This is a genomic window from Streptomyces sp. NPDC058674 (genome assembly GCF_042716505.1).
Taxonomy (GTDB): domain Bacteria; phylum Actinomycetota; class Actinomycetes; order Streptomycetales; family Streptomycetaceae; genus Streptomyces.
Genome location: NZ_JBHXSC010000014.1, coordinates 31,394 through 55,972 on the forward strand (window position 1 = coordinate 31,394; position 24,579 = coordinate 55,972).

Annotated in this window: 19 protein-coding genes; 9 read left to right on the forward strand and 10 right to left on the reverse strand. The window is 73.3% G+C overall.

Translation table 11 applies throughout. The annotated features are described in order from the left end of the window. Window positions 1-19 precede the first annotated feature (19 nt). Together ACFWU6_RS10270 and ACFWU6_RS10275 are read right to left on the reverse strand one after the other, a co-directional pair. Entirely contained in the window at window positions 20-1,057 is a 1,038-nt protein-coding gene (locus ACFWU6_RS10270; RefSeq protein ID WP_383804257.1) for an iron-siderophore ABC transporter substrate-binding protein, read from the reverse strand. A 128-nt stretch (window positions 1,058-1,185) separates the two neighbouring features. Further along, window positions 1,186-2,535 (reverse strand): lysine N(6)-hydroxylase/L-ornithine N(5)-oxygenase family protein, encoded by a 1,350-nt coding sequence (locus tag ACFWU6_RS10275; RefSeq protein ID WP_383804259.1) that lies wholly within the window; start codon window positions 2,533-2,535, stop codon window positions 1,186-1,188. A gap of 248 nt (window positions 2,536-2,783) precedes the next feature. On the opposite strand from ACFWU6_RS10275, the gene ACFWU6_RS10280 reads away from it, so the two are divergent. Beyond that, window positions 2,784-3,731: a methionyl-tRNA formyltransferase gene (locus ACFWU6_RS10280; protein WP_383804261.1), complete on the forward strand. Its 948-nt coding sequence runs from the start codon at window positions 2,784-2,786 to the stop codon at window positions 3,729-3,731. Between the two features lie 74 nt (window positions 3,732-3,805). On the opposite strand, the gene ACFWU6_RS10285 is transcribed toward ACFWU6_RS10280, so the two are convergent. Both ACFWU6_RS10285 and ACFWU6_RS10290 read right to left on the reverse strand, forming a co-directional pair. Next, a complete protein-coding gene (locus ACFWU6_RS10285; RefSeq protein ID WP_383804263.1) occupies window positions 3,806-4,174 on the reverse strand; it encodes a PRC-barrel domain-containing protein in 369 nt (122 codons plus the stop codon). A gap of 175 nt (window positions 4,175-4,349) precedes the next feature. Continuing rightward, window positions 4,350-4,511, reverse strand: coding sequence for a hypothetical protein (locus tag ACFWU6_RS10290; RefSeq protein WP_030964779.1), 162 nt, complete (start codon window positions 4,509-4,511; stop codon window positions 4,350-4,352). A gap of 176 nt (window positions 4,512-4,687) precedes the next feature. Between ACFWU6_RS10290 and ACFWU6_RS10295 the strand changes: the two genes are divergently transcribed. Next, window positions 4,688-5,155, forward strand: coding sequence for a PRC-barrel domain-containing protein (locus ACFWU6_RS10295; protein ID WP_383804265.1), 468 nt, complete (start codon window positions 4,688-4,690; stop codon window positions 5,153-5,155). A gap of 129 nt (window positions 5,156-5,284) precedes the next feature. Here ACFWU6_RS10295 and ACFWU6_RS10300 read toward each other — a convergent pair whose 3' ends face one another. The 5 genes from ACFWU6_RS10300 to ACFWU6_RS10320 all read right to left on the reverse strand — a co-directional run bounded on the left by ACFWU6_RS10300 (window position 5,285) and on the right by ACFWU6_RS10320 (window position 13,739). Beyond that, the gene (locus tag ACFWU6_RS10300) at window positions 5,285-7,918 is read right to left on the reverse strand and encodes a SpoIIE family protein phosphatase (RefSeq protein WP_383804313.1); all 2,634 of its coding nucleotides are present in this window, start codon (window positions 7,916-7,918) and stop codon (window positions 5,285-5,287) included. A gap of 210 nt (window positions 7,919-8,128) precedes the next feature. Next, a complete protein-coding gene (locus ACFWU6_RS10305; RefSeq protein ID WP_383980268.1) occupies window positions 8,129-9,958 on the reverse strand; it encodes a VanW family protein in 1,830 nt (609 codons plus the stop codon). A 161-nt stretch (window positions 9,959-10,119) separates the two neighbouring features. Further along, window positions 10,120-11,133, reverse strand: coding sequence for a TolB-like translocation protein (locus tag ACFWU6_RS10310; protein WP_383980274.1), 1,014 nt, complete (start codon window positions 11,131-11,133; stop codon window positions 10,120-10,122). Further along, window positions 11,130-12,686 (reverse strand): MFS transporter, encoded by a 1,557-nt coding sequence (locus ACFWU6_RS10315; protein ID WP_383980276.1) that lies wholly within the window; start codon window positions 12,684-12,686, stop codon window positions 11,130-11,132. Before ACFWU6_RS10315 ends, ACFWU6_RS10310 begins: the two co-directional genes overlap by 4 nt. A 126-nt stretch (window positions 12,687-12,812) precedes the next feature. Further along, window positions 12,813-13,739 (reverse strand): glycosyltransferase, encoded by a 927-nt coding sequence (locus ACFWU6_RS10320; protein WP_383980278.1) that lies wholly within the window; start codon window positions 13,737-13,739, stop codon window positions 12,813-12,815. Window positions 13,740-14,155: 416 nt separating this feature from the next. Here ACFWU6_RS10320 and ACFWU6_RS10325 point away from each other — a divergent pair, with 416 nt between their 5' ends. The 7 genes from ACFWU6_RS10325 to ACFWU6_RS10355 all read left to right on the forward strand — a co-directional run bounded on the left by ACFWU6_RS10325 (window position 14,156) and on the right by ACFWU6_RS10355 (window position 23,822). Beyond that, window positions 14,156-15,256: a Gfo/Idh/MocA family protein gene (locus tag ACFWU6_RS10325; protein WP_383804274.1), complete on the forward strand. Its 1,101-nt coding sequence runs from the start codon at window positions 14,156-14,158 to the stop codon at window positions 15,254-15,256. A 96-nt stretch (window positions 15,257-15,352) separates the two neighbouring features. After that, window positions 15,353-16,429, forward strand: coding sequence for an NAD-dependent epimerase/dehydratase family protein (locus ACFWU6_RS10330; protein WP_383980280.1), 1,077 nt, complete (start codon window positions 15,353-15,355; stop codon window positions 16,427-16,429). Next, entirely contained in the window at window positions 16,426-17,586 is a 1,161-nt protein-coding gene (locus tag ACFWU6_RS10335) for a DegT/DnrJ/EryC1/StrS family aminotransferase (protein ID WP_383980282.1), read from the forward strand. Before ACFWU6_RS10330 ends, ACFWU6_RS10335 begins: the two co-directional genes overlap by 4 nt. Next, a complete protein-coding gene (locus tag ACFWU6_RS10340; RefSeq protein ID WP_383804280.1) occupies window positions 17,583-18,347 on the forward strand; it encodes a NeuD/PglB/VioB family sugar acetyltransferase in 765 nt (254 codons plus the stop codon). The genes ACFWU6_RS10335 and ACFWU6_RS10340 overlap by 4 nt, the downstream gene beginning before the upstream one ends. Beyond that, the gene (locus tag ACFWU6_RS10345) at window positions 18,344-19,459 is read left to right on the forward strand and encodes a DegT/DnrJ/EryC1/StrS family aminotransferase (protein ID WP_383804282.1); all 1,116 of its coding nucleotides are present in this window, start codon (window positions 18,344-18,346) and stop codon (window positions 19,457-19,459) included. Before ACFWU6_RS10340 ends, ACFWU6_RS10345 begins: the two co-directional genes overlap by 4 nt. A 26-nt stretch (window positions 19,460-19,485) precedes the next feature. Beyond that, window positions 19,486-22,779 carry a DUF4082 domain-containing protein gene (locus ACFWU6_RS10350; protein ID WP_383980284.1) on the forward strand — a complete coding sequence of 1,098 codons (3,294 nt, stop codon included), beginning with the start codon at window positions 19,486-19,488 and terminating at the stop codon, window positions 22,777-22,779. Next, entirely contained in the window at window positions 22,776-23,822 is a 1,047-nt protein-coding gene (locus ACFWU6_RS10355) for a glycosyltransferase (protein WP_383804286.1), read from the forward strand. Before ACFWU6_RS10350 ends, ACFWU6_RS10355 begins: the two co-directional genes overlap by 4 nt. A 59-nt stretch (window positions 23,823-23,881) precedes the next feature. Here the strand turns inward: ACFWU6_RS10355 and ACFWU6_RS10360 are convergent, their stop codons facing one another. Next, window positions 23,882-24,571 carry a hypothetical protein gene (locus ACFWU6_RS10360; protein ID WP_383804288.1) on the reverse strand — a complete coding sequence of 230 codons (690 nt, stop codon included), beginning with the start codon at window positions 24,569-24,571 and terminating at the stop codon, window positions 23,882-23,884. Window positions 24,572-24,579: the final 8 nt, after the last annotated feature.

Sequence of the window (24,579 nt, forward strand, 5' to 3'; positions counted from 1 at the left end):
GGTCCTGCGTCAGTGGGGGTTACTTGATGGCTTCGAGCTTCGGGACGACCTGGTCGATGGCGTACGGAATGCTCAGCACGGTGTTGAAGGAGAGCGCGGCGCCGATGTCCGGGCTGTCGTAGGGCAGGAAGAGGTCGCGCTTCTCCTGGTTGACCTTGGTCTTGGCGTACAGCGGGTCGGCCTTCATGGCCGCCTCGGTGTCGGCGGTCCCCAGCCAGACCGTGCGGTCGGCCTCCATGACGTCGAAGCGCTCGGAGCTGAGGTCGGCGATGTTCTCCTTGCCCAGCGCGGTGCGGTAGGCCTCGGAGGTGGTGAAGCCCATCTCGCTCAGGAAGATGAGCTTCGGGTCCTGCGGCGAGAACGCGGAGAACTTGCCGGGCTCGTAGGGCTCGCCGACCGCGACCGTCTTGCCCTTCCACTCCGGGTGCTTGTCCCGGACGGCCTTGAAGCGCCCGTCGATGCCGGCGATCAGCTTCTCGGTCTCGGCGTCCTTGCCCAGCGCCTTGCCGATCTGCTGGGTCATGACCTGCCACGTCGCCTGGTAGTCCTCGGCGCCCTTGGGCTGGGCGACGACCTTGGCGATCTTGGACAGGGTGTCGTACTGCTCCTTCTTCATGCCCGAGTACTGGGCGATGATCAGGTCGGGCTTGAGGGCCGCGATCTTCTCCATGTTGTACTCGTCGCGCTCGCCCACGACCTGCGGCGGCGTGGAGCCCCACAGGTCCTTCACCCACGGCCACTTGCCGTACGGCTCCTCCTTGAACCAGGCCACCGAACCGACCGGCTTCACGCCGAGGGCCAGCACCGCGTCCTGGTCGGACAGGCCGAGGGTCACGACCTTCTTCGGCTCGGCGGTGATCGTCGTGCTGCCGTACTTGTGCTCGACGGTGACCGGGAAGGCCGCGGACTTCGCGCTCGCCCCTGCGGACGGCGTGGACTCGGTCTTCTCGCCACCGCTCCCGCAGGCACTCAGGACGAGTGCCGCGGCGGCGGCGACGGCCACACGGGGGAGGTTTCTGACGATCCTCGTCAGCGCGGGGCGGGTGCCAGCGGACACGGGCTTTCCTTTCACGGGGTGTTCACGGTGCATGCCTCGTCTCCCGCCGGCAGCGGGGCGCCACCGGGCAGGAGACGGGGTGAAGACGGGGTGGAGACGGGACGGGATGGAGACGAGTCGGGGTGTGCCTAGCGGGAGGTGCCGATCCCGTCGGCGACCCGCCGGGACTCCTCGGCCGGCTTAGGGGTCCTGTCGATCACCGAGTCCAGGATCTCGCCGACCCTGATGGCGGTGTTCGACAGCAGGGACGAGGTGATGCCGTGCGTGTGCTCGGTCCCGCCCTGGAGGTAGATGCCGCAGCGGAGCGCGGGGTCGGTCGTGATGCGGTAGTCCCGCTCGACGCTGACGCGTCCCTCGTCGTCGCGGTGGCAGTAGCCCTCGACCTCGCCGAGGAGCCCGAGGGCGTCGGCGGGACGGTAACCCGTCGCGTAGACCACGACGTCGGCGTCCAGCGGGGTCTTCTCGCCGGAGACGAGCGACTCGACGGTCGCCAGGACGCCGTCGGACGTCTCGACCACGTCGGAGAGCCGGGACACGTTGAGGAAGCGGAGCCGCTCCTCGCCGAGGACCTTCTCCTGGTACGACTGGCGGTACAGGTCGTCGATCAGGTCGATGTCCACCACGGAGTAGTTGGTGTTGCCGTGGTAGTCCATCAGCTTGTTCTTCACCGCGCCCGGGGCCGTGTAGTACTCGTCCACCGCGGCGGGGTCGAAGATCCGGTTGGCGAACTTGCTGTCGTCCGCGGGGCTGTAGCCGTAGCGGGCGAACACCGCGCACACCTCGGCCTCGGGGAAGCGCCGGTGCAGGAAGGCCACGTTCTCCGCGGCGCTCTGGCCGGCGCCGACCACGATGAAGCGGGAGGGGTCAGTGCCCTCCAGGTCGGCCACCCGGCGCAGCAGGTCGGAGTTGTGCCACACGCGCTCGGTGCGCTCGACGCCCTCGGGCATGTACGGCCGAAGGCCCGTGCCGATGACCAGGTTGCGGGCCCGGTGGACCACCGTTTCGGACCCGGAGCGGGCCGTGACGTCCACGTACTCCACCACGCCGTCGCGCACGACGGGCCGTACGGAGACGACCTCGTGCCCGTAGGACACCATGTCGTCGACCTTGGCCGCGGCCCACTCGAAGTAGTCGTGGAACTCGACGCGCAGCGGGAAGAGGTTCTTGTGGTTGACGAAGTCGATCAGCCGGCCCTTGCTCTGCAGGTAGCACAGGAAGCTGAACTCACTGGCCGGATTGCGCAGCGTCACCAGGTCCTTGAGGAAGGAGACCTGCATGGTGGCGTCGTCGAACAGCATGCCGCGGTGCCAGCCGAAACGGGGCTGCTGCTCGAAGAAGTGAGCAGTCACCGCCTCTTGCCTGTCGACGCGTGCGTTGTGCTCGGTGAGCGCGATCGCCATGGCCACATTGGACGGGCCGAAGCCGATGCCTATGAGGTCGTGGATCACCGGTGCGTCAGCAGGAAGAGCCTGTGACATGTCACTCCGATCATGCGGGACAGCCGCCTGTGTGGCGTCGAAGAAAAGTCTGGAGCAGGGCGCACCGACGAGCGGTGGACCATGCGAACTTAGGTAAAGCTAACCTGATCTCGCCACCCTGTCGACCAGACAAAACCGACAAACCGCCGGTTAGGGCTTCAAACACCGCCTAGAATGGGGCACGTTGCATCCTTAGGTAAGGCTTGCTTTACTTTCTCGTGATCAATCGCCTACTGAGGAGGAACCCCATGCGGGTCGTCATGTTCGGTTATCAGACCTGGGGCCACCGCACCCTGCAAGCGCTCCTGGACTCCGAGCACGATGTGGTGATGGTCGTGACCCACCCCAAGAGCGAGCACGCCTACGAGAAGATCTGGAGCGACTCGGTCGCGGACCTCGCCGCCGAACACGGCGTCCCCGTGGTCATCCGCAACCGCCCCGACGACGAAGAGCTCTTCGCGCGGCTCAAGGAAGCCGCCCCGGACATCATCGTGGCGAACAACTGGCGGACGTACATCCCGTCGCGCATCTACGACTTGCCCCCGCACGGCACCCTCAACATCCACGACTCGCTGCTGCCGAAGTACGCCGGCTTCTCCCCGCTGATCTGGGCCCTGATCAACGGAGAGCCCGAAGTGGGCGTCACCGCGCACATGATGGACGACGTGCTCGACGCCGGCGACATCGTGCTCCAGCAGGCGGTCCCCGTCGGGCCGGCCGACACGGCCACCGACCTCTTCCACAAGACGGTCGACCTGATCGCCCCGGTCACCGTCGGCGCGCTGGACCGCATCGCCGCCGGCGAGACCGAGTTCACCAAGCAGGACCGGTCGAACGCGAGCTTCTTCCACAAGCGCGCCGAAGAGGACATCCGGATCGACTGGAACTGGCCGGCGGAGGTCCTGGAGCGCCTGGTGCGCGCCCAGTCCGCCCCCTACCCGAGCGCCTTCACCTTCCACAAGGGCAAGCGCCTGGAGATCCTGGCCGCGGTCGTCTCCGAGGGCCGCTACGGCGGCACCCCCGGCCGCATCTTCTACCGCGAGGGCGAGGGCGTGGCCATCGTGGCCGGAGCCGACGCCCGCACGGGCCGCAACCACGCCCTGGCCGTCACCCGCGTACGCACCGAGGACGGCCGCGAGCTGCCGGCGACCGAGTACTTCACCACCATGGGCGGCTACCTCACCAGCCGCCCCTGACACGGCGCGACGCACGACGGCGGCACGCGTACGGGCCCGGACTCGATGAGTCCGGGCCCGTACGCGTGCGGGGATCAGGCGGGGCGGCCGCCGAAGGGGGCGCCGGTGCCGTAGTAGGTGCCCAGCTCCTCGCGGTAGCCGCTGTCACCCAGGTGCTTGTCCCGGTGGAACTCCGGGGCGTCCTTGATCTGTTCCTTGGTGCGGTCGACGTAGACCTTCTCCTCGGCCGGGTCGACACGGGTCACCGTGCTCGCCGGGAGCAGGACCTCCTTGCCGAAGATCCAGACGCCGGTGTCCACGACCAGGTAGGCGTCACCGACCTCGTCGGAGTGCTTGTCGACCTTGCCGATGCTGCCGTCGGTCGCCTCGACCTTGTAACCGGTCAGATCGGTACCGGCCAGGTGGCCGGCGGTCGACTGGTAACTCCACACATGCTCAGTCACGCGAAAACAACTCCTCCGGTCAACGGATGACGGCGGGGATCGCCTTCCGTCATCCTCTTTTCCGTATGTCGTGATGTCGTGCGCGGCGGCTTTTCGTTGGCCGCCTGAATTCCGCTTGCCCCGCGCCCGGCGATCCATTCGCCCGGGCGGGGCGCGGAGTCCGAGGCCGGGTCCGCTACCAGCGGTACCAGCGGCCGCTACTGCCCTTCGGACGGGCGACGAAACCGATCAGCCACAGGATCAGGACCGCGATCGCCACCCACCAGAGAATCTTCACGGCGAAACCCGCACCGAAAAGAATCAGGGCCAGCAGAAGAACAAGAAGCAGGGGAACCATGATTATCAACCTCCGAGGCATCGCCTTCCCCGGTATTTCCCGCTCACACCCTTCGATTACGCATTCGCCGCGGCCCCGGCCGGGGAGCGGGCAAGGCGCCGCCGCTGCTTTTCACGGGCCGGGTCAGGGGTAGCCGACGGGTGACAGGCGCGCGGCAGGAGAGACGAGGAGACGCAGTGATCACTCAGGAACAGCTCGCGGCCATGGCCGGCTGCACGGCCCGCACCGACGGGGGCCAGCGGATCGGCCTGGTGGAGTACGTCCTGGTCGACGACACCACCGGCAGGCCGGAATGGGTGCGGATCGTCGACCGGGCCTCGGGGCTCGGCGGGGTCTTCGTACCCCTGCGCCGGGCGGTGCTGGAGGACGGCCTCCTGGTGGTTCCGTACCCGGTGGCCCTCATTGAATCGGCCCCCTGCGCGGCGCTGGACTGCGGGAACGTCCTGTCCGTCGCGGAGGAGGAGGAGCTCTTCGGGCACTACGGAATCAGGGACGTGCGCGAGGAGGTCAACGCGGAGGCCGGTGCGGGCTGGTCCCGGATGGACCGCGCGCAGACGATCAAGGAGGGCACCGAGGGCGGGGAGGGCAGCCTGTCCCGGCTCCGCCCGGTCCGGCCCGGCCGGGAAGCGGCGGACCTGCCCTGAGAGGCCTCCCCGCCGGAGATCCCTCCCCCGTCCTCCCCTGCCCTCCCCCGCCCGCCGCCGTCGCCGGGAGGCGGGGCGGGTGCGGGTCGGCCGCAGGGGGCGGGCCGCAGAGGCGGACCTCGGAGGGCCTCAGAGGGGGTCCACGTCCAGGAGGGCCGTCAGGTCCGGTTCCGCGGCGCCCGGCGTGCCGGGCAGCTGCTGCTCGGCCCAGATCACCTTGCCCTCGGGCGTGTACCGGGTGCCCCAGTGCTCGCTGAGCTGCGCCACCAGGAACAGTCCGCGCCCTCCCTCGTCCATCGTGGCGGCGTACCTCAGGTGCGGGGCGGTACTGCTGCCGTCCCACACCTCGCAGGTCAGGGTGCGGTCGTAGAGCAGGCGTACGCGCACCGGGGCGCTGCCGTGGCGCAGGGCGTTGGTGATCAGTTCGCTCAGGATCAGTTCCGTGCCGAAGCCCAGCTCCGTCAGGCCCCACTCGTCGAGCTTCTTCGCCGCGGCGTTCCGCGTGGCGCCGACGGCACTCGGCTCGAACGGCACGTCCCAGAGCGCGACCCGGTCCGGGCCGAGGGTCCGGGTCCGGGCGATGAGCAGCGCCACGTCGTCGGTGGGCCGGGTCGGGAGCAGGAGTTCGAGCACGGCCCGGCAGCTCTCCTGGGGGTCGCGCTCGGGATGGCTGAGCGCCCTGCGCAGCAGCTCCAGCCCCTCGCCGATGTCGCGGGTCCGCTCCTCGACCAGTCCGTCCGTGTACAGGACGAGCTGGCTGCCTTCCGCCAGGTACAGCTCCGCCGTCTCGAACGGCATGCCGCCCAGGCCCAGCGGGGGCCCGGCCGGCAGCTCGACGATCTCGGTGGTGCCGTCGGGGGAAACCACGAGGGGCGGCAGATGGCCCGCGCGGGCGACCGTGCAGCGCTGGGACACCGGGTCGTAGACGGCGTAGAGGCAGGTCGCGCCCAGGACGCCGCCCATCGCCACGTCCCCGTCGCCGTCCCCGTCGTGGTCGATGCGCTGGACCAGGTCGTCCAGGCGGGCCAGGATCTCGTCGGGCGGCAGGTCGAGGGAGGAGAAGTTGTGGACCGCCGTGCGCAGCCGGCCCATGGTGGCCGCGGCGTGCAGGCCGTGCCCCACGACGTCCCCGACGACGAGGGCGACCCTGCTGCCGGGCAGCGGGATCACGTCGAACCAGTCGCCGCCCACCCCCGACTGGGCGGGCAGGTAGTAGTGCGCCACGTCCACGGCGTTCTGCTCGGGCAGGGCCCGCGGCAGCAGGCTGCGCTGGAGCGTTTCGGCGAGGGCGTGCTCCCGGGTGTAGCGGCGGGCGTTGTCCATGCTGACCGCCGCCCGGGCGACCAGTTCCTCGGCCAGCGACAGCTCGTCCTCGTCGAAGGGCTCCGGTTTCTGCGACCGCCAGAAGTTGACCACCCCCAGCACGACGCCGCGGGCCGTCAGCGGGGCCGCGATGAGCGAGTGGATCCCGTAGTCGACGATGGCCCGCGCCCGGGGCGGGTCCTGGGCCTGCCACCCCGGCGCGCGGGCCAGGTCGGGCACCAGCTCCGCCTCACCGGTGCCGTAGCCGCGGGCCTGGGGGGTGGACGGCAGGAAGTCGATCAGGCTTCCGCACGGGTAGAGGGGGTGGTCGGCGCGGATGCCGCTGACCGCGGTGCGCCGCATGTCGGCGCCCGGGCCGGGCTCGTCGCCGCCCAGCACCGGGTCGGCCAGGTCGACGGTGACGAAGTCCGCGAAGCGGGGGACGGCCACGGCGGCGAGTTCCTCGGCGGTCCGGACCACGTCGAGGGTGGTGCCGACGTCGCCGCGGGCGTCGTACAGCAGCTTGAGCCGTCGGCGGGCGGTGTCCGCGCGGCTGGTGAGCACCTGCATCTCGGTGGAGTCGCGGATCGTGACCACGGCGCCCTCGGGCCGGCCGCCGGGGTGCGTGGGCCGCTGGTTGACCACGAGCAGCCGGTCTCCGGCCTCCAGCACCTCGTCGGTGGCCGTCCGTCCGGACAGCAGCAGGTCCGCCATCCGGCGGTCCAGTCCCGGCACGTCCCCGACGTAGCGGCCCTCGGCGTCCTCGGGGAGGCCCAGCAGGCGTTTGGCCTCGTCGTTCGCGAGCAGCAGCAGCCGGTCGGCGTCGGTGATCAGCACCCCTTCGCGGACGGCGTGCAGCACCGCGTCGTGGTGCTCGTACATGCGGGTCATCTCCTGCGTGCCGAGCCCGTGGGTCTGGCGGCGCAGCCGTCGGCTGATCAGCGCGGTGCCGCCGGTGGCGAGCGCCAGGCCGGTCGCGATGGCGAGGAGGATGACGGGGAGCTGGCGGTCGACGACCCCGGTCACGTTCTTGACCGTGAGGCCCGCGGAGACGAGGGCGACGACCCGGCCGTCGGGCGCGGTGACGGGCACCACGGCCTGGATCTCCTTGCCGAGCGGACCCTCCACGCTCTCGACGTGGACCCGGCCGGCGAGCGACGGCTCGATGGTTCCGACGAACCGCTTGCCGATGCGGTCCGGCTTGGGGTGGGTGTACCGGATGCCGTTGGTGTCCATCACGACGATGAAGTCCACCCCGGCCGCCTTGCGCGCGGCCTCGGCGTTGGGCTGGAGGATGGCGGACGGGTCGGACGTCTCCAGTGCGGCCTGGAGCCCGAGCGAGTGGGCGTAGGTCTCGGCGACGGAGACGGAGCGGTTGCGCGCCTCCCGGTCGATGTCGTGCCGCGACTGGAGCACCAGGGCCAGCAGGGCGGCGGCCGCGAGCAACACCACGATCGCCACCTGGAGGACGAACACCTGTCCGGCGACGCTTCGGAACCTGATGCCTAGAGGTGACCGCACCGATGTGCCCGGCACGGAAGGCGAGGAAGGGTCACGCACCCAGTTGTAGCACTTCCGGGCGCCCGCGGCCCCCGGCACGCACATTTTCGTCTCCCGGAGGCCACCTGCCGTACGCCCCCGGGACGGCCGGGCCGCCGCCGGCGCGGGGCGTCAGCCGGTGTGACGGGCCTGGACGGCCGCGGCGGCCGGGGCTGCCAGGACGGCCGGGGCTGCCGGGGCCTTCGGGGACGACGGCTTCTGCGGGGACGGCGGTGCGGACGGCGCCTCGGGGGTGCAGGTGACCTCGTCGCGCGGCGTGTAGTGCGTCGTGAACTCCTCGCGCCTGACGTCCCGGCCTCCCTGGACGAAGACGCGCCCGACGGTCACGTCGAAGCCTTCGAGGGGGGTCTGCACCTCGCACGTCGGGCCGCTGCCCGTGCGCTTTCCGGGCGGCGTGACGGCGGTGCGCGGCCCCTTGGTCGCGCGTATCTCGTCGTACTTCTTCGTGCCCAGCAGGGTGATCGTCAGCGACGTGTCGGTGGACTGCGCCTGGACGTAGAGGGCGTGGCCGGTGTCGTTGATCCAGCGCAGGTCGAGGGTGCCCCAGGCGACGGTGGCCTCCCGGCCCTCCGGGTAGCGCTCGATGTAGAAGGAGTGGGCTCCGTGCTCGACGGGCTTGACGCCCGCGAAGAACGCGGCGTTGTACATGGCGGTGGCGACCGCCGAGACCCCGCCGCCGGGCGACTTCACGTACTGCCCGTCATTGATCATGATGCCGTCGACGAAGCCGTTCTCCGGGGTCCGCTCGCCGACGGTGCGGTTGAAGCTCCACTCCTCCCCCGGGCGGACCACGGAGCCGTTGATGAGCTCGACGGCCCGGCCGATGTTGGTGGTGCGGTACGGAGCGGACGGGAAGGTCACGGTGAAGGAGGAGACCTTCTCCTTGATGCCGAGCCGCCGCGCCTCGTCGCCGGTGAGGTCCGGCGGGACGGCCACGGTGGCGACCTCGCCGGTACGGGCCGGGCCGGAGCGCGTCAGCAGCGGCAGCACGGCCTGGCCGAGCGCCGCCTCCGTGACCTTCCGCCCCGCGCGGCTCTCGTCCTCGACCACCACCCGGCCGGCGGCGTCGAGACCGAGGTCGGCGTCGCGCGGCGCCCGGGCGGCCTGCCCGACCGGGCGGGCCACGACCGGGTCGGCGAGCAGGCCCTTGGAGTCGAGGGCCGGCACGAGGCGGTTGCCGTCGTCGGCCTTCATCGTCAGGTGCTCGCCGAGCACGGCGGGGCCGATGGATATGCGCTTGCCCGCGACGTCGAGCGTGACGGGGGCCGACATCGCCGGCTGTGCGAACTGCCGCAGCGCCCGCCCGGTCTCCTCGGCTCCGACGCGCGGCGGGGTCCGCTCGACCGGCAGCACGACGGGTCCGGCGTCCCCCCGCAGGTACGCCTCGCGGAGGGTGCTGACGGCCCGGTCCTCGACCAGGGACACGCCGGTCTGCGGGGTGACCGCCTTGGGCTCCCCCTTCTCGAACGCGATCGCCCCGTCCCGGACCTGCTGTTCCGTCGCCGCGGCGAGGCGCCCGACGGCGGCGCGGGCGGTGCGCTCGTCCATCCGGATCACGGGCTCGACCTCCCGCTCACCGGAGGCGAAGAGCCGGCCGATGACGGCGACCGGCCCGCGTCCCGTGTGTGCGGCGCGGTCGACGGTCGCCCCCGTGTCGAGGGACAGGCCGAGCGCGGCCGGCTCGGCGTGCTCGACGCGGTCCCCGATCCGCACGGCCACGGGAGCCGCGGCGCTTGGCCCGAGCTCCGTGGTCAGGACCCGGTGCGCCTCGGCGCGGCTCATGCCCCCGATGTCCACGCCGCGGACGTGCGTGCCCTCGTCCACGTCGCCGCCCGTCACGAGTCCGGTGACGTAGAGGCCGCCCAGCCCGAGTACGACGGCTCCGCCCGCCACCGGCAGGGCGATCCGCCAGTTGGCCTTCCAGCTGCCCGCGCGTCCCATGTCTCTCCCTGTGGCGCCCGCCGGTGGTTGCGCGGCGCGGGCCGCGGTAGCGGCCGTATACGGCAATGACCCGAACAATGATGCGCGCCGAACAGGGGAAATCGGGGCGAATGTAACGATTCTCACGGGCTGGCCGGTCCGTCGAGGCGGGTCGGGAGCCGTCAGCCGAGACGGGTCGGGGAGGAGGCGGCGGGGGTCAGGATGCCCGGCGCGCCCGTGCCGTCGGCCGGGACCGTCCACAGGTCCGTGGTGTCCACCGAGCCCTCGGCCGGCAGCGCGTAGGCGAGGGTGCGGTCGTCGAGCCACAGGGCCTGGTCGTCCACGCTGCGCCTCTCCGCGAGCGGCTGCTCGCGCAGCGTGCGCAGGTCGAGGACGTGTTCCCGCCAGAGCGAGGCGCCGCGCATCACCCGTTTCTTGTACGCGACGCGGGTCCCGTCCGGGGACAGCGACGGGCACTCGACGTTCCGCGCGAGGGTGGTGACACTGCGCCGCGCGACGGACCCCCTGACCAGGTAGGTCTGGCCGCCGGTGCCGAGGGTGGCGTAGAAGGTGTCGTCGTCCCCGGCGAAGGTGACCCCCCAGAGGTTCACGTCCGCCGCGCTGTACGGCCGGCCGTCCAGTACGACGGAGAACTTCTCCAGGTCCGGTTCGAGGGCCCAGGTGCGGGTGTCCACGATCGCGGTGCGGGTCGAGAAGAAGGCGGCTCCGTAGGACTCGCCGGAGACGAAGACGGTCCAGGCGGCGAAGCGGCCGCTCGGGGAGACCCGGGCCCGGGAGGGGGTGCCGGCCAGCGGGAAGCTCCGCTGTGTCCGCAGCTCGGCGTCGACGATCACGGCGCGGTTGTCCTGCGCGAGCGCACCGGGACTGGAGTTCAGGCACACCCCGGTGCCCGCCGCGGCGTGGAAGCGCCGGCAGGTGAGCCCCGAGGCGGTGCGCGCCGCCCGGGGCGCCGCGGCCGGGACCGAGACGAGGGCGCCGCGGTGGGGCCCCTGGGCGGCGTTGAGGAAGGCCAGGCCGTCGTGGCGGGCGAGGGTGACCGGGCCCTGGGCGACCGTCGGGTCGCCCTCCTGGGTCCGGTCGGCGCGGGCCGCGGCGCGCAGGACGAGCGCGGCGCCGGCCCCCGCGAGGAGGACCACCGCCAGTGCGAGTACGAGCAGGCGGCGTGAGCGCGTCATCGGGATCCTCGGGGGCTACGGGTCGGGTCGAGGGCGTCTTCGGGGGCGATCCGTGGGGCGCTCTCGGGCGCGTCTTCGGGGACGCGCCCGGGAGCCGTCGGACGCAGCACGAACCCGGCGGCGACCGCGCAGCAGAGCAGCCCGCCCGCGGCGGCGGCGAGAGCGGGGCCGGTGCCCCACAGGGTCCACGCGCCGCCGAAGGCCAGCGAGCAGCCGAAGCGGGCCAGCGCCTGGCCGGTGCCGACCAGGGCGAGGCCGGTGCCCCGCAGCCGGGCGGGCACGGTGGCGGCGACGGCGGCGGGCAGCACGCCGTCGGTGGCGGCGTAGAACATGCCGTGCAGGGCGAGCACGAGGTAGGGCAGGGCCGACGGGCCGGGGGCCCCGAGCAGCAGTCCGTACGCGGCGAGCAGCAGGGCGTGGCCGGCGAGGAAGACGGTGCGCCTGCCGATCCGGTCGGCGAGGGCCCCGGCGGGCACGGCCAGCAGCAGGAACACGGCGGCGGTGCCGAGCGGCAGCAGCGGGAACCACCGGTCGCCGACGCCCGCGCGCTCCTGGAGCAGCAGGTACACGAAGGCGTCGCTGACGGTGGTCAGGCCCAGCAGGGCGGCGCAGAGCGCGAGGGCGCGCAGCCGGGGCAGGCGCAGCAGGCCCAGCGCCTCGCGCACGTTCACCGCGGGGGGCCGCGCAGCGGGGGGCTCCGCAGCATAGGGCTCCGCTGCGGACCGCGGCGCTGCGGCCGCCCCGGCGGCACGGGCCGCGGGGGCGTCGGGCAGCGCGGGGGCGCCGGGGGCAGCGGTTGCGGGAGCCGCGGGGGTGCTGCGGGCCGCCGGGGCAGGGCGGGGGGCGGGAACGGGGCCCGCGAGTGGTGCGCCCGGGGCGGGGGCGGTGCGGGGCGGGGCCGGCGGGGGCATGCCGTCGGCCGAGGGGCCCGGTACGAACAGGACGAGCACCACGACGCCGAGTACGGCGATGCACGCGCTGACCCCGAAGACGGCGTCGTAGCCGTCGACCGCCGCGTTCAGGATGAGGAAGGCGGCGAGGGGGCCGAGGAGGGCGCCGGTGGTGTCCATGGCCCGGTGGACGCCGAAGGCCCGGCCCTGGGACCCGACCGGTGTGGAGAGGGAGATGAGCGCGTCGCGCGGGGCCGTGCGCAGCCCCTTGCCGGTGCGTTCCAGCGCGAGGACCACGCCCACCGGGCCGAGGCTGTGGGCGAACAGCAGCATCGGCTTGCACAGGGCCGAGAGGCCGTAGCCGAGCCCGGCGATCAGCTTGTGGTTGCGGACCCGGTCGGCGAGGTGCCCGCCGGTCAGCTGGACCAGGGCGCTGACGCCGTTGTAGAGGCCGTCGAGCGCGCCGAAGCCGAGGGGGCTCAGCCCCAGCCCCGCGATCAGGTAGAGGGGCAGGACGGCGGTGACCATCTCCGAGGAGATGTCGGTGATGAGGCTGACCGTGCCCAGCGCGAGGACGGCCGGGGCGACCGCGCGGGTCCGCCCGGCGCTGCGGCCCGGCGCCGTCTTCGCGTCGGCGGGCGCGGAACGGTCCGCGAGGTACATGCTCTGGAGCTCCCGACGACGGCGGTCCCGGACACTCGGAGGTGCGGGGGGAACCCTAGTGGGTGTACGGGCCAACTGCCGTGCGTACGGCGTGATTACGTGGTCGTTCGGCCGCTTCCGCGCCCCTCAGACCCCGCGGCTGCTCTCGTCCCGCAGCCAGGTGGAGAAGTCCCCGCTCCGGATGGCTCCGCGCGCCCCGCGGCGGGCGGCGACGGCCGCCGCGACGAAGACCACGACCGCCGGGAACAGCCCCGGCCGGGCCCTCAGCAGGGCGCGCAGGTCGGCGGCGCCGGTGCGTGCGGACGGCACGGACGCGCCCGCCCGGCCCTTCCCGACCGCCCGGCCCTTCCCGACCGTACCGTCCATACCGGCGTCCGGTCCGCCGGCCGGGTGCGCGGCCTGGAAGCGTTCGACCTCCGCGGAGGAGGTCACCGCCCGGATGCGCCGCTTGATCAGGTCCGACCAGGTGCGCGGCGGGTGGACGACGACCCGGGCCGCCTCGACGACGCGCCGCTCCCCCGGGCCGAAGGCGAGGGACGCGGCGAGGTCGTCGGCCATCAGCGGGGGCAGCGCGGCGATCCGGGCGTGCCCCGGCTCGGACACCGCGATGACCCCCCGCCCGAACAGGCCCTCGCGGACCGCCGGGAGCCGCTGCCACACCCGGTAGTACGCCCGCACCGGCCAGGCGCAGCCGGCCAGCGGGATGTCGCGGCCCGGAGCGGCGGCGAGCAGGCCCGGGTTCCGGGCCAGGGCTCCGGCCAGGGCGCGCACGTCGGCGGCCCCGACCACCACGTCGGCGTCGACGTAGAGCCGGGGGAAGCCTCGCGCGTGCTCGTCCCCGACCCGCAGGGCCGCGTGCTTGGAGGGGGTCGGGATCTCGACCACCCGTACGCGGGGGCCGCGTGCGGCGGCCACCCGGGCGGTGTCGTCGGTGCAGCCGTTGCACACGACGACGATGTCGGTGCCGGAGTCCGGGGGGTCGGCCAGGAGCGCGTCGAGGAGACGGCCGATGACCCGGCCCTCGTTGTGCGCCGGTATCACGATGCTGGTCACCCGGGCAGTATGCATGCTCGAACCACGGCATCGGTTGTTTCCCCCAACTCCCCACGGAGGTAGGCCCGGTGGTCTAGATTGTGCGGAGCCGACCGGATTCGGCGCGCTTCGGCGACGCCGGGACCGATCCGGTCCGCACGACAGATGGGGGCATGGCGGGTCCGGCTGCTCGGGGGAACGGGCAGCCCGGCCCGTGGTCGGACCGGCACGCGGGGTGCCGGACGGCCGGGGGGCGGGGCACGCGGAAGCACGCAGGGCATCGGTCGTGGGGGGCCATCGCCGTCGGACGGGTCGGGCACGGTCGCGCACGCGTCCGGCCTGCCGTCGACGGCACCTCCTTCCCCCTTCCCTCGCACGCGTCCCGGCCACGAGTTGTCGACACGCCGGCAGGCGTGCGCGGAGGGAAGGGGAACGCTGTGGAGAACACCGCGAAGGACGCGGGGCAGGAGGCCGGCGCCGCCGGCCGGGGGCCCTCCGGGCCGTTAGGCGTCGCCGTGGTCGGCGCCGGCTACTGGGGCCCCAACCTGGTCCGCAACTTCCAGTCGTGCGCGGAGTTCCGGCTCCGCTGGCTCTGCGACCTGGACGTGGACCGGGCCCGGCAGGTGCTCGGCGGGTACTCCACCGTCCAGGCGACCTCCGACTACGCGGCGGTCCTCGCCGATCCGGCCGTCGACGCGGTGGCCGTGGCCACACCGGCCGGTACGCACCTCGACGTCGCCCTCGCCGCCCTGCGCGCCGGCAAGCACGTCCTCGTGGAGAAGCCGCTCGCCGCCACGTACGAGGACGGGCTGCGGCTGGTGGACGAGGCGGCGGAACGCGGCCTCACCTTGATGTGCGACCACACCTACTGCTACACCCCGGCGGTGGCCCGCATCCGGGAGATGGTCCGCTCCGGGGAACTCGGCGACATCCAGTTCTTCGACTCGGTCCGGATCAACCTGGGCCTGGTGCAGAAGGACGTCGACGTGCTGTGGGACCTCGCTCCCCACGACCTCTCCGTCCTCGACTTCATCCTCCCGGACCACGTCCGTCCGGTCGCCGTCGCCGCACACGGCGCCGACCCGATCGGGGCCGGGCAGTCCTGCGTCGCCTATCTGACGCTCCAGCTCAACACCGGCGCCATCGCCCACGTCCACGTCAACTGGCTGTCCCCGACCAAGGTGCGCACCACCATGGTGGGCGGGTCGAAGCGGACGCTGGTGTGGGACGACCTCAACCCGGCTCAGCGCGTCGCGGTCTTCGACCGGGGCGTGGACCTCACCGCCCCGCAGGAGATCGGCGTGGACGAGCGGCGCGACATGCTCGTCTCCTACCGGTCCGGGGACATGGTGGCGCCCGCGCTCGGCGAGAAGGAGGCCCTGCGCAGCATGGTCGAGGAGTTCGCCGCCGCGATCACGACCGGCCGGCCCGCCCTCACCGACGGCCGGGCCGGCCTGCAGGTGCTCGACATCCTCGAAGCGGCCTCGCGGAGCCTGGAGTTCCGGGGTGCGGTCGTCGGACTGCGCACCGGGCGCTGACCGTCCGCCCGCCCGCCCGGCCGCGCGCCGGGCAGTACACCGCCCGGCCGGGCACAGCCGGAGACACACGATGACCGACTCGGTAGGAGCAGGGCGTTGAGCAGCGTACGAGGCAAGAAGATCCTGGTCACCGGCGGAGCGGGCACCATCGGCTCGAACCTGGTGGACCTGCTGGTCGACAACGGGGCACGCGAGATCGTGGTGCTCGACAACTTCGTACGGGGGCGCGCCGCCAACCTGGCCCGCGCCCTGCCGAGCGGCCTGGTGGAGGTCGTCGAGGGCGACATCCGCGACGTGGCCGCGGTGCGCAAGGCGACGGAGGGCGCGGACCTGGTCTTCCACATGGCCGCCATCCGGATCACCCAGTGCGCGGAAGAGCCGCGGCTGGCCAACGAGGTCCTGGTGGACGGCACGTTCAACGTGCTGGAGGCGGCGGCCGCCGCCGGGGTCGGGAAGGTGATCGCCTCGTCCTCGGCCTCGGTCTACGGCCTCGCGGAGACCTTCCCGACCACCGAGCGGCACCACCCGTACAACAACGACACCTTCTACGGCGCGGCGAAGGCCTTCAACGAGGGCGTGCTGCGCAGCTTCCACTCCATGTACGGCCTGGACTACCTGGTCCTGCGCTACTTCAACGTGTACGGGCCCCGGATGGACATCCACGGGCTGTACACCGAGGTGCTCATCCGCTGGATGGAGCGGATCACGGCGGGCGAGCCGCCGCTGATCCTGGGGGACGGCGCCCAGACCATGGACTTCGTCGACGTCAGGGACATCGCGCGGGCCAATCTGCTGGCTGCCGAGTCGGAGCTGACGGACGAGGTCTTCAACGTGGCCGGCGGCACCGAGACCAGCCTGCTCGACCTCGCGCACGGGCTGCTGGAGGCGATGGACGCGTCCCACCTGGTCCCGGTGCACGGACCGGCCCGCGCGGTCAACGGGGTGACCCGGCGCCTCGCGGAGGTCTCGCGCACCGCGGAGCGCCTCGGGTTCACGGCACGGATCGACCTGCGGACCGGGCTGCGCGACCTGGTGGAGTGGTGGCGGGCCGAGCGGGCCGCCGACGCCGCGCACGCCGGCCGGCCCGCCGGCGCCGCGGGGGTCGGGCCCGCCGGGTCCGCCGGGTCCGCCGGGACCACCGGGCCCACCGCTTCCGCCGGGACCGCCCGATGAGCGCGGGCGCGACGGGCACCGTCCCGGCCCGCATTCCGGTCATGGTCCCGTGGCTGGGCGAGGAGGAGGCGCGGGCCGCCTCCGAGGCGGTGCTCTCCGGCTGGGTGGCCCAGGGGCCGCGGGTCGCGGCGTTCGAGCGCGCCTTCGCCGAGCGGGTGGGGGCGGAGCACGGCATCGCGGTGAGTTCGTGCACGGCCGCCCTGCACCTGTCGCTGATCGCCCTGGACCTCGGCCCCGGCGACGAGGTGGTCGTCCCCTCGCTGTCCTTCATCGCCACCGCCAACGCGGTGCGCTACGTGGGGGCGGACCCGGTCTTCGCGGACGTCGAGGAGGCCACCGGCAACCTGACCCCGGCCACCGTCGACGCCGTCCGCACGCCCAGGACCCGGGCGGTGCTCGCCGTCCACCAGGGCGGCGTGCCCGCGGACGTGCACGCGCTGCGCGCCACGTGCGCCGACTGGGGTGTGCCGCTGGTGGAGGACGCGGCCTGCGGCATCGGTGCGACCGTGGGCGGCAAGTCCGTCGGCCACGGCGCCCTGATCGCGGCCTGGTCCTTCCACCCCCGCAAGGTGATCACCACCGGCGAGGGCGGCATGGTGACCACGGACGACGCCCGGTGGGCGGAGCGGCTGCGCCGGCTCCGCGAGCACGGCATGAACGTGTCCGCCGCCCAGCGGCACGCGAGCGCCACGCCGATCGCCGAGAGCTACCTGGAGGTCGGCTACAACTACCGGATGACCGACGTCCAGGCCGCGGTCGGCCTGGTGCAGCTGGGCCGGCTGGACGCCATCGTGGCCCGGCGCCGGGAGCTCGCCGCCCGGTACGCGGAGCTGCTGCGGGAGGTACCCGGCCTGCGCCCGGTCCGGGACCCCGGTCACGGCGAGGGCAACTTCCAGTCGTACTGGGTGCTGCTGGCCGAGGACTTCCCCGTCGGCCGGGACGCGCTGCTGGAAGCCCTCTCCGCGGCGGGGATCTCGGCCCGCCGCGGCATCATGGCCTCGCACCTGGAGCCGGCCTACGCCGGGCACGGCGCGGCCGCCCTGCCCGTGACCGAGCGGATCAGCCGCGACTCGCTGATCCTGCCGCTGTTCCACACCATGGGCCGGGAGCAGCAGGACCGGGTGGTGGCGGTCCTCCGCGAAGCGGCCGCCGGATGAGCGGGCCCGGGACCCGGGACCTGCTGGTCGTCGGCGCGGGCGGCTTCGCCCGGGAGACCGCCCAGGCCGTACGGGACGCGGCCGCCGCGGACGCGGCGTGCGGGCGGCCGCCGCGGTGGCGCCTGGTCGGGCACCTCGACGACGACCCGGCCCTCCACGGCCGGGACGTGGACGGCGTGCCGGTGCTGGGGGGCTGCGACCGGGTGCACGCGTCGGCGGACGCCGCGGTGGTGGTGTGCGTGGGCAGTCCGCGCGACCACGCGGTCCGGGCCCGCCTGGTGCGGCGCCTGGGGCTGGCGCAGGAGCGTTACGCGACGGTGGTCCACCCCACGGCGGCGGTGTCCGCGTCCTCGGTCCTGGGCCCGGGGACGGTCCTGCTCGCGCACTGCGTGCTGACCGCCGCCGTGCGGGTGGGGGCCCACGCGGCCGTGATGCCGCACGTGGTGCTCACGCACGACGACACGGTCGGGGACTTCGCCACGCTCGCCTCGGGGGTCCGCCTCGGCGGCGGGGTCCGGGTGGGGCGCGGGGCGTACGTGGGCGCGGGCGCGCTGGTCCGCGAGTACACGACGGTCGGCGCCTGGTCGCTGACCGGTATGGGAAGCACGGTCCTGGCCGACGTGCCGCCCGGCGAGGTGTGGGCCGGCAGCCCGGCCCGCCGGCTGCGCGGGGCGGGGGGCCCGGAGCTCGACGAGCTGCGGGCCGATGGCGAGGAGACCGGCCTGCGGCCGGATACACCGATGGGGAGCCCAGTCAGATGAACCAGATACCGCTCGTCGACCTGAAGGCGGCCCACGCCGAGGTCGCCGCGGACGTACGGGCCGGCTTCGACCGCGTGCTGGCCGACACCGCCTTCATCGGCGGCGAGGAGGTCCGCGCGTTCGAGCGCGAGTACGCCCGGTTCGCCGGGGTCGGGCACTGCGTGGGCGTGGCCAACGGCACCGACGCCCTCGAACTGGCCCTGCGGGCCGCCGGGGTGGGCGTCGGCGACGAGGTGGTCCTGCCCGCGAACACCTTCATCGCCACGGCGGGCGCGGTCGCGCGGATCGGCGCCCGGCCGGTCCTCGTCGACTGCCTTCCCGACAGCCTGCTCATGAATCCGACGGCCGCGCTGGAAGCGGTCGGCAGGTCCACCCGCGCGGTGGTCCCGGTCCACCTCCACGGGCAGTGCGCCGACGCCGCGGAGCTGGCCGCACGGCTGCCGGCGCGCGTCAAGGTCGTCGAGGACGCCGCGCAGAGCCAGGGTGCGACCCGCGACGGCCGCTCCCCCGGCAGCGGGGCCGTCGCCGCGACCAGCTTCTACCCGGGCAAGAACCTGGGGGCGTACGGCGACGCGGGCGCGGTGGTCACCGACGACGGGGAGACGGCGGCGCTGGTGCGGGCGCTGGCCAACCACGGCGGGACCGCCAAGTACCGCCACGACGTCGCCGGGTTCAACAGCCGGCTGGACGGGCTGCAGGCCGTGGTGCTGCGGGCGAAGCTGGCCCGGCTGGCCGACGGGAACGCGGCCCGGCGGGCCGCCGCCGCGCGGTACGACGCGCTGCTGGGCGACCTGGCGGCCTCCGGTCGCGTCACCCTGCCGGTGACCGCCGCGGGCAACGTCCACGTGTGGCACCTGTACGTCGTACGGGTCGCCGCCGCGGACCGCGACGGCGTCGTCGGCAAGCTCAACTCCGAGGGCATCGGCGCCGGCGTGCACTACCCGGTCCCGGTCCACCTGACCCCGGCCTTCGGCCACCTCGGGCACGCGCGCGGCGACTTCCCGCACGCCGAGCAGGCCGCGGACCGGATGCTCTCCCTCCCGCTCTTCCCGCAGATCACCGCCGCGCAGCAGCAGCGGGTCGTCGGCGCGCTCACCGACGCCCTGCGCTGACGCAACCACGAGGTACAGAGGTACAGATGAACAGACGGACAAGGTTGCTCCGGTACGGCCTCTTCACCGTGGTCGCGGCCCTCATGGCCGCGGTCCTGCCCCCGTCCGCGGTCGCGGGCGCGGCGGACCCGTGCGGTCCCGGCTCCAACGCGATCGTGTGCGAGAACTCCAAGCCGGGCACCCCGATGTCCGACTGGTTCGCGCCCGGCGCCTACGGCGACATCAAGGGCTTCAGCGCCCGGATGAGCGTCCAGGCGGGTGAATCCGTGCAGTTCAAGGTCCAGTCGCCGACCCCGTACAAGGTCTCGGTGTACCGGCTGGGCCACTACGGCGGCGACGGCGCCCGGATGATGTCGACCCCCGCCCAGGCGGCGCAGACGCATCCGGCGAACGTCGCGCCGGGCGGCAGCCCGAGGAGCTGCGCCACCAAGGCCTCCACCGGCCTGGTCGACTGCGGCAACTGGCCCGTCACGGCCACGTGGAGCGTGCCGTCCGACGCCGTCTCGGGCCTGTACGTCGCCAACTTCGACCAGGCCGACGGCAACGGCGTGATGCCGTACCCGTTCGTCGTGCGCGACGACTCCAGCCGCTCCGACATCCTCGTGCAGACCGCCGACCAGACCTGGCAGGCGTACAACAACTACGGCGGCCAGGACCTGTACGACGGCGGCGGCCCCGCCCCCGACGGGCGGGCCTACGAGGTCAGCTACAACCGGCCGATGGACATCGGCGGGGAGAACGGGATCTACGGGTCCGAGTACCAGATGATCGCGTGGCTGGAGCGCAACGGGTACGACGTGAGCTACATGTCCGGCATCGACATGTCGACCCGGGGGGCGGCGCAGCTGGGCAACCACAAGGTGTTCATGTCCTCGGGCCATGACGAGTACTGGACCCAGGACCAGTTCACGAACGCGCTGAACGCGCGCCGGGCCGGGCTCCACCAGACGTACTTCAGCGGCAACGAGGTCTTCTGGAAGACCCGGCTGGCCCCGAGCATCGACGGGACCGGCACGGCCGACCGGACGCTGGTCTGCTACAAGGAGACCAAGCTGTCCTTCCCGCAGCCCAACGGCGTCCCCGACCCGAGCGGCACCTGGACGGGCACCTTCATGGACCCGGCCAGCGCCACGAACGGGCGGCCCTTCCAGCCGCAGAACCAGCTGACCGGCAGCCTGTTCACCGTGAACGGCTACCGCAGCGATGCGATCACCGTCCCGGGCTCCTTCGCCAGGATGCGGCTGTGGCGCAACACGAGCGTCGCCGACCTGGCCCCCTCCCAGACCGCCACCTTCCCCGCCGGCACCCTCGGCTACGAATGGGACAGCGACGTGGAGGACGGCCACCGGCCGCCGGGGCAGATCCGGATGTCCTCGACCACCGTCGACATCAACGACGGCAAGCTCCGGCTCGACTACGGCAACACGTACGGGAACGGCACCGCCACGCACAGCCTGGTGGCCTTCCGCGACCCGCTCTCGCGCGCGCTGGTGTTCGGGGCGGGCACGGTCCAGTGGTCCTGGGGCCTGACCGACATGCCGACCGGCAATCCGGACGACGCGGTGGTCACCGCGGACAAGCGGATGCAGCAGGCGACGGTGAACGTGTTCGCCGACATGGGGGTGCAGCCCAAGTCCCTGCAGGGCGACCTGGTGGCCTCGACCGCGTCCACGGACACCACGGGACCGGCCGTCACGGTGACCGGCCCGGCGGCGAACGCCGGCGTGCCGGCCCTGCGCCCGGTGACGATCACGGGCACCGCCTCCGACAGCGGCGGCGTGGTGGCCCGCGTGGAGGTCTCCACCGACGGCGGGACCACCTGGAAGGCGACCACGGGCCTCGGGTCCTGGAGCCACAAGTGGACCCCGACCACCCCCGGCCCCGCGCAGATCAAGGTGCGTGCCGTGGACGACAGCGTCAACACCGGCGCCACCACCACCGTGCCGCTGACCGTGGGGCCCCAGCAGTGCCCCTGCACCGTCTGGCCGGCCGCGGCCGTACCGGGCACCGTCAACGCCGGGGACGGCAGCGCCGTCGAGCTGGGCGTGAAGATCCGCTCCTCGGCGGCGGGCTCGATCACCGCCGTCCGCTTCTACAAGTCCCCCGCCAACACCGGCACCCACACCGGCAGCCTGTGGAGCAGCACCGGCCAGCGCCTGGCCACCGGCACCTTCACCAACGAGACGGCCTCCGGCTGGCAGCAGCTGAACTTCAGCTCGCCGGTACCGGTCAAACCCAACACCACCTACATCGCCTCCTACTTCGCCCCCAACGGCGGGTACTCCCACGACACCACCTTCGCGGCCGCGGACGCCGGCCTGGCCCCGCTCACCGCGCTGCGCAGCGGCACCGACGGCGGCAACGGCGTCTACCGCTACAGCGCGAACGGCGGCTTCCCGGCCACCGCTTCGTCCGGCAGCAACTACTGGGTGGACGCGGTCCTGGACACCTCCACCGCGAGCACGGTGCCGCCCAGCGTGACCGCGACCACCCCCCAGTCCGCGGCGACCGGCACCGCGATCACCACGACGGTCAAGGCCACCTTCAGCGAGGGCATCGACGCGGAGACGCTGGTGTTCACCCTGAAGGACCCGGGCGGCGCCACCGTCCCCGGCGCCAAGGTGCTCAGCGCCTCGAACAGCGCCACCTTCACCCCGGCCGGCGAGCTGGCCCTGAACACCACGTACACGGCGTCCGTGCGGGCCGCCGACCTGTGGGGCAACACCATGGCCGCCCCGCTCACGTGGACCTTCACCACCAGCGCGAGCCCGCCGACGGTCAACTGCCCGTGCACGCTGTGGGGTCCCGCCACCACGCCCAGCACCGCCAACGTGGGCGACGACACCAACTCCGTCGAGCTGGGCACCCGTTTCCAGTCCGCGGCGAACGGCTTCGTCAGCGGCATCACCTTCTACAAGGGCCCCGGCAACACCGGTGTCCACACCGGCAGCCTGTGGTCCGCCACCGGCACCCTGCTCGCCACCGGCACCTTCGGCAGCGAGACCGTGACCGGCTGGCAGCAGCTCCACTTCGCCACCCCGGTGCCCGTCACCGCGGGCACCACCTACGTGGCCTCCTACCACGCGCCAAACGGCAGGTACTCCGTGGACGGCGGCTACTTCACGGCCGCGCACCGCTCGTACCCGCTGGTCGCCCCGGCGGACGGCAGCGGCGGCGCCAACGGCCTCTACAAGTACGGGGCGGCCACGGCCTTCCCCACGAACACCTTCGGCTCGGTGAACTACTGGGTCGGCCCGGTCTTCACCACCAGCGCGCCGGTCGCCCCGTCGGACGGTTCGACGGAGGTGTCCGGCCCGTGAGCACCGTCAGCGTGGTGATCCCCTGCTACAAGTACGGCCACTTCCTGGCCGACTGCGTCAAGAGCGTCCTGGACGAACAGGAGGGGGTCGACGTCCGGGTGCTGATCATCGACGACGCCTCCCCCGACGACTCCGCGACGGTCGCGCGCGCCCTGGCGGCCGCCGACCCGCGGATCGAGGTCCGGGTCCACGAGTCCAACCGGGGCCACATCGCCACCTACAACGAAGGCCTGCTGGAGTGGGCCGACGGGGACTACACGGCCCTGCTCTCGGCGGACGACCGGCTGGTCCCGGGGGCCCTGGTCCGGGCCGCCGCCGTGCTCGACGCGCATCCGGAGGCCGGCTTCTGCTACGGCAGACCGCTGCGCTTCCGGCACGGCGGGCCGCTGCCGAAGGCCCGTACGCGGAGCACCGGGGCGGTCGTCTACCCCGGCCGGTGGTGGCTGGAGCGGCGCTTCCGGGAGGGCACCGGGTGCATCACCTCGCCCGAGGTGGTCGTCCGCACCAGCCTCCAGCGCAAGGTGGGGGGCTACGACCCGGACCTTCCGCACGCCGGTGACATCGAGATGTGGATGCGGCTCGCGGCCCACGCGGACGTGGGCTACGTCCGCGGGGCCGACCAGGCCTTCTACCGCGTCCACGGCGACAACATGTCCACCACCGACTTCGGCGGGCAGCTCGACGACCTGCGCCAGCGCCTCGTCGCCTTCGACTCGGTGCTCGACAAGTGCGCCGGGCTGCTCCCGGACGCCGACCGGCTGTCACGGGCGGCGCGGACCCGCCTCGCCCGGTACGCGCTGCGGCGCGCCTACCGCGCGTACGACCGGGGGCGGACCGCGGTGGTGCCGGTCGACGAGCTGGAGGAGTTCGCCGCCGAGTGCCTTCCCGGCTACGCCTCGCTCGCCGAGTACCGGGCGCTGCGCCGGCGGCGGCGCGTCGGGGCGCGCGTGATGCCGTACCTCCAGCCGCTGGTGCTCTCGGCCGTCGCCGACCGGGGACGCGAGTGGCTGTGGTGGAAGTCGTGGGAACGCCGAGGGATCTGATGGACCACCAGCGACACCGCATGACCCGTCCGGCCCGGACGGCCGCGCGCCCCGCACCCTCAGCGGGGCGCCGCGGCCGCCGGCACCCGGTCCCCGGCCGGATGCCGGGTCCCGGCGTCGGCGCCGCGGCTCCGGCGCCGGTCCCGGCGCGCCAGGGCGCGGTCGGCCCACAGGGCCGCCAGTACCCCGCCGACGCCGGCCAGCAGGGCCACCCCCGCCAGTCCCCGGCTCCTGGTACCCGTCTGCGCGACCGCGGCCGGCGGGACGAGGAGGGTCACGCTCATCCGTGCCGGGTCCGGTATCCCCTGCTGCGCCTGCATGTCCGCCAGGTGCCGGGTGTACACCTCGATGACCTTCCGCACGGCCGAGTCGGCAGCGCCGGGGTCGGTGCGCTCCGCCTGGACCTGGAGCGAGGGGATCAGGTAGCGCGGGGTGACACTGGTACCGCTGTTGCGGGGGATCAGCCGGTAGCCGCCGCCGACGCCCGCGGCGGCGAGCTCGGCCCTGCCCGCGGGCGATTCCAGCTGCTGCACCGCCGCGTAGGAGACCGCGGCGAGGGGCGGCTGCAGGTTGGCGAGCTGGTTGGGCTGGCTGCCCGTCACCGGGGGTTTGACCACCACGATCGCCGAGCTCAGGTACACCTCGTCGGGACGGAGCACCTGCAGGGCTCCGGCGGCCGCGAGCACCAGCGCCGCGAGCAGGACGTACCAGCGCCGGCGCAGCGCACGGACCAACTCACCAGGCGACAAGGGCCTTC